The organism is Pseudomonas sp. GYB4201, assembly GCF_056312595.1.
In genome coordinates, this window is the sequence record NZ_JBWGIG010000010.1 from 97,091 (window position 1) to 108,996 (window position 11,906).

The window sequence follows — 11,906 nt, forward strand, 5'->3', positions numbered from 1 at the left end:
CTAGTCTCTAACCACCGAGACAATCCGTGCCCGGGCTGCCTGTATCAAGGAGCCTGCCCGTGAGCCCAAAAGAAAAGAGACCTCGCAAGATGGCCGGCACTTCCCCCCCTACCCTGTGCACCGCACTGCTGATCGACGGCGAGCTCGTCGCGGGGCAAGGCCTGGTGGAACCGATCATCAACCCGGCCACCGCCGAGGTGCTCACCCACATCGCCGAGGCCAGCAGCGAGCAGGTGGAGCACGCCATCATGGCCGCCCACCGTGCCTTCGCCGGCTGGTCGCGCACCACCCCGCAGCAACGCGCCAGCCTGCTGCTGCAGATCGCCGACGCCGTGGCCCGCCAGGCCGACAGCCTGGCGCAGCTGGAAGCGCTGAACTGCGGCAAGCCGCTACACCTGGCGCGCCAGGACGACCTGGCGGCCACCGTCGATGTGTTCCGCTTCTTCGCCGGCGCCGTGCGCTGCCAGACCGGCCAGCTGGCCGGTGAATACGTGCCCGGCTACACCAGCATGGTGCGCCGCGACCCGATTGGCGTGGTGGCGTCCATCGCGCCATGGAACTACCCGATCATGATGGCCGCGTGGAAGATCGCCCCGGCGCTGGCAGCGGGCAACACCCTGGTGTTCAAGCCGTCCGAGCACACGCCGCTGTCGATCCTGGCACTGGCCCCGGCGCTGGCGCAGATCCTCCCGCGCGGGGTGCTGAACATCGTCTGTGGCGGCGGCGAGGGCGTGGGCGGCCACCTGGTCAGCCACGCCAAGGTGCGCATGGTGTCGCTGACCGGCGACATCGTCACCGGCCAGAAAATTCTCCAGGCCGCCTCGAAAACCCTCAAGCGCACCCACCTGGAACTGGGCGGCAAGGCGCCGGTGATCGTCTGCAACGACGCCGACCTGCGCGCCGTGGTCGACGGCGTGCGCAACTACGGCTACTACAACGCCGGCCAGGACTGCACGGCGGCCTGCCGGGTGTACGCCCAGGCGGGCATCCACGACCAGCTGGTGAGCGAACTGGGCGCCGCGGTGGGCAAGCTGCGCTTCGCCGGCAAGCGCGATGCCGACAACGAGCTGGGGCCACTGATCAGCTCGCGCCAGCGCGACCGCGTGGCCAGCTTCGTCGAACGCGCGCTGAGCCAGCCACACATCGAACGCATCACCGGCGCCGCCGTGCATTCGGGCCCCGGCTTCTTCTACCAGCCGACGCTGCTGGCCGGCTGCCGCCAGAATGACGAGATCGTCCAGCGCGAGGTGTTCGGCCCGGTGGTCACCGTCACCCGCTTCGACGAGCTGAGCCAGGCCGTGGACTGGGCCAACGAATCGGAATACGGCCTGGCCTCGTCGGTATGGACCCAGAACCTCGACAAGGCCATGCAGGTGGCCGCGCGCCTGCAGTATGGCTGCACCTGGATCAACAGCCATTTCATGCTGGCCAGCGAAATGCCCCATGGCGGCCTCAAGCGCTCGGGCTACGGCAAGGACCTGTCCAGTGACTCGCTGCAGGACTACAGCGTGGTGCGCCACATCATGGCGCGCCACGGGGAGCACCTCTGACCCGCCAGGCGTTATCACCACTACTCTAATAATCAGCCTCGACGAAGGCCCGCTGCACCGTTCGAACACTGCCCCGACCATAATTTAAAGAAGAGGGATACCATGCACGCGCACAAGACCGCACTGCTCAGCGCCTTGACCACCGCCCTGCTGGCCAGCGCCAGCCTGCAGGCCGCCGAACCGCTCAAGGCGGTGGGTGCCGGTGAAGGGCAACTGGATATCGTTGCCTGGCCGGGCTACATCGAACGGGGCGAGAGCGACAAGAACTACGACTGGGTGACCGGCTTCGAGAAGGAGACCGGCTGCAAGGTCAACGTCAAGACCGCCGCCACCTCGGACGAGATGGTCAGCCTGATGGCCAAGGGCGGCTACGACCTGGTCACCGCCTCGGGCGACGCCTCGTTGCGGCTGATTGCCGGCAAGCGCGTGCAGCCGATCAACACCGCGCTGATCCCCAACTGGAAGAACATCGACCCGCGCCTGAAGGACGGCCCCTGGTACGTGGTCAACAAGCAGACCTACGGCACCCCGTACCAGTGGGGGCCCAACGTGCTGCTGTACAACACCAACGTGTTCAAGACCCCGCCCACCAGCTGGGGCGTGGTGTTCAACGCCCAGGACCTGCCGGACGGCAAGCCCAACAAGGGCCGCGTGCAGGCCTACGACGGCCCGATCTACATCGCCGACGCGGCGCTGTACCTCAAGAGCGCCAAGCCCGAGCTGGGCATCCAGAACCCCTACGAGTTGAACGAAACCCAGTACAAGGCCGTGCTCGACCTGCTGCGCGCCCAGCACGCGCTGGTGCACCGCTATTGGCATGACGCCACGGTGCAGATGAGCGACGTGAAGAACGAAGGCGTGGTGGCCTCCAGCTCCTGGGGCTACATGGTCAACGGCCTGAAGGCCGACAACCAGCCCGTGGCCTCGACCATTCCGCAGGAAGGCGCCACCGGCTGGGCCGACACCACCATGCTGCACGCCGAGGCCGCGCACCCCAACTGCGCCTACAAGTGGATGGACTGGTCGCTGCAACCCAAGGTGCAGGGCGACGTGGCGGCCTGGTTCGGCTCGCTGCCGGCGGTACCGGCGGCGTGCACCAGCAGCGAACTGCTGGGGGCCGAGGGCTGCAAGACCAATGGCGTCGACCAGTTCGACAAGATCGCCTTCTGGAAAACCCCGCAGGCCGAGGGCGGCAAGTTCGTGCCGTATAGCCGCTGGACCCAGGATTACATCGCGATCATGGGCGGCCGTTAATCACGCGCCGTTCCTGACGCGGCCTTCGGCCGCTGCTACAGGGGACGCGCTTGTAGCAGCGGCCGGAGGCCGCGTCCCTTACGTATTTCGGAGTAGCGCATCATGACGCTTGCAGTCCAGTTCACCCAGGTTTCCCGCGTGTTCGGCGAAGTGAAGGCCGTCGACCGGGTATCCATCGATATCCAGGACGGCGAGTTCTTTTCCATGCTCGGCCCCTCCGGCTCGGGCAAGACCACCTGCCTGCGCCTGATCGCAGGCTTCGAGCAGCCCAGCAGCGGTTCGATTCGCATTCATGGCGCCGAGGCCGCCGGCCTGCCACCCTACCAGCGTGACGTCAACACCGTGTTCCAGGACTACGCCCTGTTCCCGCACATGAACGTGCTGGACAACGTGGCGTACGGCCTCAAGGTCAAGGGCGTGGGCAAGCAGGAGCGCCAGCAGCGCGCCGAGGAGGCCCTGGCGATGGTGGCCCTGGGCGGCTACGGCCAGCGCAAGCCGGTGCAGCTGTCGGGCGGCCAGCGCCAGCGCGTGGCCCTGGCCCGCGCGCTGGTCAACCGCCCACGGGTGCTGCTGCTGGACGAACCCTTGGGTGCCCTCGACCTGAAGCTGCGCGAGCAGATGCAGGGCGAGCTGAAGAAGCTGCAGCGCCAGCTGGGCATCACCTTCATCTTCGTCACCCACGACCAGACCGAAGCGCTGTCCATGTCCGACCGCGTGGCGGTGTTCAACAAAGGCCGCATCGAGCAGGTGGACAGCCCGCGCAACCTGTACATGAAGCCCGCCACCCCCTTCGTCGCCGAGTTCGTCGGCACCTCCAACGTGTTGCGCGGCGAGGCGGCGCGCCTGGTGTGCGGCAGCGACCTGCCCTTCTCCATCCGCCCGGAGCACATCCGCTTCGGCGAGGCCTCCACCAGCCATGAAGTGCAGGTGGACGGCGTACTGCACGACATCCAGTACCAGGGCAGCTCCACCCGTTACGAGCTGAAGCTTGAAAGCGGCCAGGTGATCGCCATCAGCCAGGCCAACAACCAATGGCAGGAGCCGAGCATCGTGCTGCAGCCCGGCCAGCGCCTGAGCGCGCGTTGGGCACGCGAGGCGATGACCGCGCTGCGCGACAGCGAGGGCCTGTGACATGAGCCTGGCCCTGGAAAAACCGGCGCCGCTGGCGGACTACTCGCCCCTGCGGCGGCTGTGGAACCTGCTGTACCGCAAGCCCAACCTGTACCTGTCGTTGCTGCTGGTACCGCCGCTGCTGTGGTTCGGCGCCATCTACCTGGGCTCGCTGCTGAACCTGTTGTGGCAAGGGTTCTACACCTTCGACGACTTCAGCATGACGGTCACCCCGGAGCTGACCCTGGCCAACTTCGCTGCGCTGTTCAACCCGGCGAACTTCGACATCATCCAGCGCACCCTGGTAATGGCCGTGGCGGTGTCGCTGGCCAGCGCCCTGGTGGCCTTCCCCATCGCCTATTACATGGCGCGCTACACCACGGGCAAGACCAAGGCGTTTTTCTACATCGCGGTGATGATGCCCATGTGGGCCAGCTACATCGTCAAGGCCTACGCCTGGACCCTGCTGCTGGCCAAGGGCGGCGTGGCCCAGTGGTTCGTCCAGCACCTGGGGCTGGAGCCGCTGCTGCAGGCGGTGCTGGGCATTCCTGGCATTGGCGGCAGCACCCTGTCCACCTCGCACCTGGGGCGTTTCCTGGTGTTCGTGTACATCTGGCTGCCGTTCATGATCCTGCCCATCCAGGCCTCGCTGGAACGCCTGCCGCCGTCGCTGCTGCAAGCCTCGGCCGACCTGGGCGCCAAGCCACGGCAGACCTTTCTGCAGGTGATTCTGCCGCTGTCGGTGCCGGGCATCGCCGCCGGTTCCATCTTCACCTTCTCGCTGACCCTGGGCGACTTCATCGTGCCGCAGTTGGTCGGGCCGCCCGGCTACTTCATCGGCAGCATGGTCTACGCCCAGCAGGGCGCCATCGGCAACATGCCCATGGCCGCAGCGTTCACCCTGGTGCCCATCGTGCTGATCGCGGTGTACCTGTCCATCGTCAAACGCCTGGGGGCCTTCGATGCGCTCTGAACAACCCTCCATCGGGCTACGCCTGGCTGCCTGGGGCGGGCTGGTGTTCCTGCACTTCCCGATCCTGATCATCTTCCTGTACGCCTTCAACACCGAAGACGCCGCCTTCAGCTTTCCGCCCCAGGGCTTCACCCTGAAGTGGTTCAGCGTGGCCTTCGCCCGCACCGACGTGGTGGAGTCGATCAAGCTGTCGCTGCAGGTGGCCTGCGTGGCCACGCTGATTGCCATCGTGCTCGGCACCCTGGCCTCCGCGGCGCTGTACCGGCGCAACTTCTTCGGCAAGGAAGGCATCTCGCTGATGCTGATACTGCCCATCGCCCTGCCCGGCATCATCACCGGTATCGCCCTGCTGTCGGCGTTCAAGAGCCTGGGCATCGAGCCGGGGCTGATGACCATCGTCGTCGGCCACGCCACCTTCTGCGTGGTGATCGTCTACAACAACGTCATCGCCCGCCTGCGGCGCACCTCCCACAGCCTGATCGAGGCGTCCATGGACCTGGGCGCGGACGGCTGGCAGACCTTCCGCTACATCATCCTGCCCAACCTGGGCTCGGCGCTGCTGGCCGGCGGCATGCTGGCGTTCGCGCTGTCGTTCGACGAAATCATCGTCACCACCTTCACCGCCGGCCACGAGCGCACGCTGCCAATCTGGTTGCTCAACCAGCTCAGCCGCCCGCGCGACGTGCCGGTGACCAACGTGGTCGCCATGCTGGTGATGCTGGTGACCATGCTGCCGATCCTGGGCGCCTACTACCTGACACGCGGCGGCGAAAGCGTGGCCGGCAGTGGCGGCAAATAACACCTTCAAGGGGACAACAACCATGCAAACCCAACTGCTGATCAACGGCCATTTCGTCGCGGGCGAAGGCCCGCTGCAAGCGGTGTTCAACCCGGCCCTGGGCCGCGTGCTGGTGGAAATCCACGAGGCCAGCGAAGCCCAGGTCGACGCCGCCGTGCGCGCTGCCGACGCCGCGTTCGACAGCTGGTCGCAGACCACGCCCAAGGACCGCGCCCTGCTGCTGTTGAAACTGGCCGACGCCATCGAGGCCCACGGCGAAGAGCTGGCCAAGCTGGAATCGGACAACTGCGGCAAGCCCTACAGCGCCGCGCTGAATGACGAGATCCCGGCCATCGCCGACGTGTTCCGCTTCTTCGCCGGCGCCACCCGCTGCATGAGCGGCTCGGCGGCGGGTGAGTACCTGCCGGGCCACACCTCGATGATCCGCCGCGACCCGGTGGGCGTCATCGCCTCCATCGCGCCATGGAACTACCCGCTGATGATGGTCGCCTGGAAGATCGCCCCGGCCCTGGCCGCCGGCAACACCGTGGTGCTGAAACCTTCGGAGCAGACGCCGCTGACCGCCCTGCGCCTGGCGCAGCTGGCCAACGACATCTTCCCCGCCGGCGTGCTCAACCTGGTGTTCGGCCGCGGCCCCAGCGTGGGCAGCCCGCTGGTCAACCACCCCAAGGTGCGCATGGTCTCGCTGACCGGCTCCATCGCCACCGGCGCGCACATCATCGCCGACACCGCCGACAGCGTGAAACGCATGCACATGGAACTGGGCGGCAAGGCGCCAGTGATCATCTTCGACGACGCCGACATCGACGCCGCCGTGGAAGGCATCCGCACCTTCGGCTTCTACAACGCCGGCCAGGACTGCACGGCCGCCTGCCGCATCTACGCGCAAGCGGGCATCTACGAACAGTTCGTGGAGAAACTGGGCGCCGCAGTCAGCAGCATCAAATATGGCCTGCAGGACGATCCCGACACCGAGCTGGGCCCACTGATCACCGCCCAGCACCGCGACCGCGTGGCCGGCTTCGTGGAGCGCGCCCTGGCGCAGCCGCACATTCGCCTGGTCACCGGTGGCAAGGCGGTGGATGGCAACGGCTTCTTCTTCCAGCCCACGGTGCTGGCCGACGCCCAGCAGGACGACGAGATCGTGCGGCGCGAGGTGTTCGGCCCGGTGGTGTCGGTGACTCGTTTCGACGACGAAGCCCAGGTGCTGGGCTGGGCCAACGATTCCGACTACGGCCTGGCCTCGTCGGTGTGGACCCAGGACGTCGGCCGCGCCCACCGCCTGAGTGCGCGCCTGCAATACGGCTGCACCTGGGTGAACACCCACTTCATGCTGGTGAGCGAGATGCCCCATGGCGGGCAGAAGCTGTCGGGGTATGGCAAGGACATGTCCATGTATGGCCTCGAGGATTACACCACCGTGCGCCACGTCATGTTCAAACACTAAGCAACCCTGTAGCAGCGGGCGCCCCGGCCCCGCCCGGCCCCCCCCCGGGGTTAAACAGACGCCCGCCGGGGGGGCGCAACCCCCACCCACCCGTGGCGCGGCGCCCGCCGGCCCGCGTCCGGCGCCACCACGGTGATAACCCTGACGCGGCCTGGCGGCCGCTGCTACACAAGCGCGACGCGTGACTACAACAACGACCTGGGGTGTGCCTTTGGGCACCACCCCCGGGCACCTGCAACCTGAATCTGCCGATTCCTTCGGAGCACACACATGAGCGTCACCCCTGACATGGCAGCCGTCGACCACGATGCCGAGCAGCTCAGGCAACTGGGCTACACCTCCAACTTCAACCGCAGCATGAGCCTGTGGGAAAACTTCGCCCTGGGCTTCACCTACCTGTCGCCCGTGGTGGGCGTGTACACCCTGTTCGGCCTGTGCCTGGCCGCCGGCGGCCCGCCGATGTTCTGGGCCTACCTGCTGGTGGGCCTGGGGCAGATGCTGGTGTGCCTGATCTTCGGCGAAGTGGTGTCGCAGTTCCCGATTTCCGGCGGCGTCTACCCCTGGGCGCGCCGGCTGGTGGGCAAGCGCTGGGCGTGGATGGTGGGCTGGATCTACTCCATCGCCCTGTGCGTGACCATCGCCGCCGTGGCGGTGGGCGCTGGCCCCTACCTGGCGGTGATGCTGGGCTTCGAGCCGAGCAACAACACCAACATCGTCATCGCCCTGGTGCTGACCCTGTTCGCCACCCTGGTCAACCTCAGCGGCACCAAGATGCTCGCACGCATCGCCATGTTCGGTTTCCTCTGCGAGCTGGTGGGCGCGCTGATCGTCGGCATCTACCTGCTGATCTTCGAGCGCCACCAGCCGTTCAGCGTGCTGTGGAACACCTTCGACATCAGCGTCGACGGCTCCTACCTGCCGGCCTTCCTCACCGCCTCGCTGGCGGGGATGTTCCTCTACTACGGTTTCGAAGCCTGTGGCGACGTGGCCGAGGAAACCCCCAACCCCAGCAAGCGCATCCCGGTGGCCATGCGCATGACCATCTACATTGGCGGCATCTCGGCGATGTTCGCCTGCCTGGCGCTGATCCTCGCCGTGCCGGACATGCAGGCGGTGATCAACGGCACCGACAAGGACCCGGTCACCACCGTGCTCAACAACGCCTTCGGCAGCGTCGGCTCGCGGGTGATCATGGCGGTGGTGATGGTCTCGTTCATCTCCTGCGTGATCAGCCTGCAGGCCGCCGCCAGCCGCCTGCTGTACTCCTACGCCCGCGATGAGATGGTGATCGGCAGCGGCCTGCTCAAGCGCCTGTCGGCCACCACCCAGGTGCCGGTCAACGCGCTGTTCGTGGCCGGCGTGCTGCCGGCGCTGATCATCATCCTCGGCTTCTTCCTGCAGGATGCCGTGGCCACCATCGTCAGCTTCGCCGCCATCGGCATCTACCTGGCCTTCCAGATGATCGTGCTGGCTGCACTCTATGCGCGCCTGCGCGGCTGGAAACCCAGTGGCCAGTTCAACCTGGGCCGCTGGGGCCTGCTGGTGAACGTCGGCGCGCTGGTGTACGGCATTGGCGCCATCATCAACATGGCCTGGCCACGCACGCCGGATGCGGCCTGGTACGTGAACTACGCCATGGTGGTGACCACCGTGGTGGTGATCGGCCTGGGCCTGCTGTACATGTGGCTGGCCAAGCCCTACGACCGCGGCAACGCGCCGGCGGGCGATGCCTGGAAAATCGGCCGCTGAAGCCTTGCGGCCTCAGCTCAACTCACGGGCCAGCAGGCGAAAGCAGCGGGACTCATCGTAGTAGTTGGCCAACTCGCCGCGCCACTCGTGAATCACCTGCTGCAGCGCCTGCGCCACCCGCGGGCGCTGCACCGGGCGCTGGTAGGCCCGGTCGGCGTACGGCAACAGGCGGCTGAGCTGCAGCTTGCGCCAGTCGCTGCCATCGAAAATGCTCGCGCTGAAATACCCCGGCTGCCCCTGCCGGGCCGGCTTGCCCGCATCCTGCGCGGGCGCGCTGACGTCACACCAATACAAGTAAATATCCCCACAGCCCCCGAAATGGTGATCGAACACCACGTGGCCGGTCACGGTAATTCGCGTTGGTCTTACCCTGGGCATCAAGCGCTTCCTCGCTGGTCTGGGTGAGTCGAGGGGGGATTATTGCGGGTGTGGCTGGGGGGATAACGAGGAAGGATCTGGCGTTTTTGTAGGATTTTTCTGAAGCACCGTTTTTGGCCTACCGCTCGCCGCCGAAATCCTTGAAAATGCTCCATCGCGTATATACTTCGCGTATATCCATCCGTGAGGCACACCAAATATGACTTTCGCTCGCGTCTTCCAATCCGGTAACAGCCAAGCCGTGCGCCTGCCCAAGGAATTTCGCCTTGAAGTCGACCGCGTCGAAATATTCCGCCGGGGCGATGAAATCATTTTGCGTGAACACCCACTCAACGCCTCGGCCATCTTCGACGCACTGGCCCGGCTGCCAGAGGACTTCATGGGAGAAGGTCGCGGGGATGAACCTCCACAGGAACGTGAGGACTTCTGATGACGGTGCGTTACCTGCTCGACACCAATATCTGTATCTACATTGCCAAGCACAACCCTGCCACTGTTCGCGAACGCTTCGAACGTCACCATGCCTCGGAATTGGCAATGTCTGCGATCACACTCGGGGAGCTCAGATACGGTGCGGAAAAAAGCCAGGCGAAGGAGCGCGCCCTTGGCGTGATCCAGCAACTGGCGACACTCATCCAGGTGATCTCCATTGATAAAAGCACCGGCGTCCACTACGGCCAGATCCGCGCAGTACTGCAGGCCAGCGGCCAAATAATTGGCAATAATGACCTTTGGCTAGCCGCCCACGCGCGCAGCAACGATTGGGTCCTGGTCACCAATAATGTCAGGGAGTTCAACCGGGTGCCTGGCCTGCAGGTGGAAAACTGGGTTGAAGGCCCTGCGTGAGATATCTCGCTCCGCAGGACTTTTTTTCCCTCTCCTTGCGAACCCCACGCCCACTTTGTTATCTGTTATGAGTTGATTGCGTTTGGCCGAGGGCATGTCCAGACCTTTATCTCGATCCAGCCCGGCAGCCAGGAGGCGGCCCGGATTATTTGCAGACAGGTTTATTTATGCACCGTAGGCACCTTCTCAAGGCCTCGATGGCGCTCGCCGCCTACACCGGGCTGTCCGGCACCGGCCTGTTGGCCGCGCAGGCGATGGCGGCCACCGCCGACGGCGATGCCGAGCCGTTCAGTTTCGATCTGCTGCAGGCCCAGGCCCGGCAGCTGGCCACCCAGGGCTACACCGACCGCAAGCAGGTGCTGCCGCCGACCCTGGCGAACATGACACCCCTGCAGTTCAACGCCATCCAGTACGACCCCAAGCATTCGCTGTGGTACGACAACAAGGGCCAGTTGGACGTGCAATTCTTCCACGTGGGCATGGGCTTCAAGCTGCCCGTGCGCATGTACAGCGTCGACGCCGGCAAGCAGCAGGCGCGCGAGGTGCACTTCCACCCGCCGCTGTTCCGCTACGACAACACCGGCGTGGACACCAAGCAGCTCAAGGGCGACCTGGGCTTTGCCGGGTTCCGCCTGTTCAAGGCCCCGGAGCTGGACAAGCACGATATCCTGTCCTTCCTGGGCGCCAGCTACTTCCGCGCGGTGGACTCCACCGGCCAGTACGGCCTGTCGGCGCGCGGCCTGGCCATCGACACCTACGCGAAGAAGCGCGAGGAATTCCCCGACTTCACCAAGTTCTGGTTTGAAACCCCGGACAAGGAAAGCACCCGCTTCACCGTCTACGCCCTGCTGGAGTCGCCCAGCGCCACCGGTGCCTACAAGTTCGACATCGACTGCCAGGCCCAGCAGGTGGTGATGGCCATCGACGCTCACGTGTTCGCCCGCACCGACATCGAACAGCTGGGCATCTCGGCCATGACCAGCATGTTCAGCTGCGGCACCCAGGAACGGCGCATGTGCGACACCATCCACCCGCAAATCCATGACTCCGACCGCCTGGCCATGTGGCGCGGCAACGGCGAGTGGATCTGCCGCCCGCTGAACAACCCGGCCACCCTGCAGTTCAACGCCTTCGCCGACAACAACCCCAAGGGTTTCGGCCTGGTGCAGACTGACCACGCGTTCAGCAGCTACGAAGACACCGTCGACGGCTACGACAAGCGCCCGAGCCTGTGGGTGGAACCGACCACCAACTGGGGCGAGGGCTCGGTCAGCCTGATGGAGATCCCGACCACGGGCGAAACCCTGGACAACATCGTCGCCTTCTGGACGCCCAAGCAGCCGGTCAAGGCCGGTGACGCCCTGAACTTCGGCTACAAGCTGTACTGGAGCGCCCTGCCGCCCGTGGGCACGCCGCTGGCGCGGGTGCATGCCACCCGTTCGGGCATGGGTGGCTTCACCGAGGGCTGGGCCCCCGGCGAGCACTACCCGGAAGTATGGGCGCGGCGTTTTGCCGTGGACTTCAAGGGCGGCGGCCTTGAGCGGCTGCCCGAAGGCACCGGCATCGAGCCGGTGGTGACGGTGTCCAGCGGCAAGGTGCAGGACTTCAACATCCTGGTGCTGCCGGACAAGGGTTACCGCGTGACGTTCGACTGGTACCCCACCAGCGACAGCGTCGCGCCGGTGGAGATGCGCCTGTTCATCCGCACCCAGGACCGTACGCTGAGCGAGACGTGGTTGTACCAGTACTTCCCGCCGGCGCCGGAGAAACGCAAGTACACGTGACGCGGCGCCTGGGACG

11 protein-coding genes are annotated in these 11,906 nt (G+C 65.7%); 10 read left to right on the plus strand and 1 reads right to left on the minus strand.

Annotated features, from left to right (window positions below; all coding sequences use genetic code 11):
- Nucleotides 1–89: 89 nt before the first annotated feature.
- The 7 genes from AC0Z2B_RS11895 (at nucleotide 90) to AC0Z2B_RS11925 (ending at nucleotide 8,882) form a co-directional block, all read left to right on the plus strand.
- Nucleotides 90–1,550 carry a gamma-aminobutyraldehyde dehydrogenase gene (locus AC0Z2B_RS11895; RefSeq protein WP_476296959.1) on the plus strand — a complete coding sequence of 487 codons (1,461 nt, stop codon included), beginning with the start codon at nucleotides 90–92 and terminating at the stop codon, nucleotides 1,548–1,550.
- Nucleotides 1,551–1,652: 102 nt separating this feature from the next.
- Entirely contained in the window at nucleotides 1,653–2,804 is a 1,152-nt protein-coding gene (gene ydcS / locus AC0Z2B_RS11900) for a putative ABC transporter substrate-binding protein YdcS (RefSeq protein WP_416422789.1), read from the plus strand.
- Nucleotides 2,805–2,906: 102 nt separating this feature from the next.
- Nucleotides 2,907–3,935: an ABC transporter ATP-binding protein gene (locus AC0Z2B_RS11905; RefSeq protein WP_476296840.1), complete on the plus strand. Its 1,029-nt coding sequence runs from the start codon at nucleotides 2,907–2,909 to the stop codon at nucleotides 3,933–3,935.
- Nucleotide 3,936: 1 nt separating this feature from the next.
- Nucleotides 3,937–4,887 carry an ABC transporter permease gene (locus tag AC0Z2B_RS11910; protein WP_476296842.1) on the plus strand — a complete coding sequence of 317 codons (951 nt, stop codon included), beginning with the start codon at nucleotides 3,937–3,939 and terminating at the stop codon, nucleotides 4,885–4,887.
- On the plus strand, nucleotides 4,877–5,686 hold the full coding sequence (locus AC0Z2B_RS11915; protein ID WP_476296844.1) for an ABC transporter permease: 810 nt from the start codon (nucleotides 4,877–4,879) through the stop codon (nucleotides 5,684–5,686). Before AC0Z2B_RS11910 ends, AC0Z2B_RS11915 begins: the two co-directional genes overlap by 11 nt.
- 22 nt (nucleotides 5,687–5,708) lie before the next feature.
- Nucleotides 5,709–7,133 carry a gamma-aminobutyraldehyde dehydrogenase gene (locus AC0Z2B_RS11920; RefSeq protein ID WP_476296846.1) on the plus strand — a complete coding sequence of 475 codons (1,425 nt, stop codon included), beginning with the start codon at nucleotides 5,709–5,711 and terminating at the stop codon, nucleotides 7,131–7,133.
- Between the two features lie 270 nt (nucleotides 7,134–7,403).
- Nucleotides 7,404–8,882 carry an APC family permease gene (locus tag AC0Z2B_RS11925; protein ID WP_476296848.1) on the plus strand — a complete coding sequence of 493 codons (1,479 nt, stop codon included), beginning with the start codon at nucleotides 7,404–7,406 and terminating at the stop codon, nucleotides 8,880–8,882.
- Between the two features lie 12 nt (nucleotides 8,883–8,894).
- On the opposite strand, the gene AC0Z2B_RS11930 is transcribed toward AC0Z2B_RS11925, so the two are convergent.
- On the minus strand, nucleotides 8,895–9,260 hold the full coding sequence (locus tag AC0Z2B_RS11930) for an MBT domain-containing protein (RefSeq protein ID WP_416422783.1): 366 nt from the start codon (nucleotides 9,258–9,260) through the stop codon (nucleotides 8,895–8,897).
- A gap of 199 nt (nucleotides 9,261–9,459) precedes the next feature.
- Between AC0Z2B_RS11930 and AC0Z2B_RS11935 the strand changes: the two genes are divergently transcribed.
- The 3 genes from AC0Z2B_RS11935 to AC0Z2B_RS11945 all read left to right on the plus strand — a co-directional run bounded on the left by AC0Z2B_RS11935 (nucleotide 9,460) and on the right by AC0Z2B_RS11945 (nucleotide 11,890).
- Nucleotides 9,460–9,690 (plus strand): antitoxin, encoded by a 231-nt coding sequence (locus tag AC0Z2B_RS11935; protein WP_476296850.1) that lies wholly within the window; start codon nucleotides 9,460–9,462, stop codon nucleotides 9,688–9,690.
- The gene (gene vapC / locus AC0Z2B_RS11940) at nucleotides 9,690–10,106 is read left to right on the plus strand and encodes a type II toxin-antitoxin system tRNA(fMet)-specific endonuclease VapC (RefSeq protein WP_476296852.1); all 417 of its coding nucleotides are present in this window, start codon (nucleotides 9,690–9,692) and stop codon (nucleotides 10,104–10,106) included. Before AC0Z2B_RS11935 ends, vapC begins: the two co-directional genes overlap by 1 nt.
- A 167-nt stretch (nucleotides 10,107–10,273) precedes the next feature.
- Nucleotides 10,274–11,890, plus strand: coding sequence for a glucan biosynthesis protein D (locus AC0Z2B_RS11945; protein WP_476296854.1), 1,617 nt, complete (start codon nucleotides 10,274–10,276; stop codon nucleotides 11,888–11,890).
- Nucleotides 11,891–11,906: the final 16 nt, after the last annotated feature.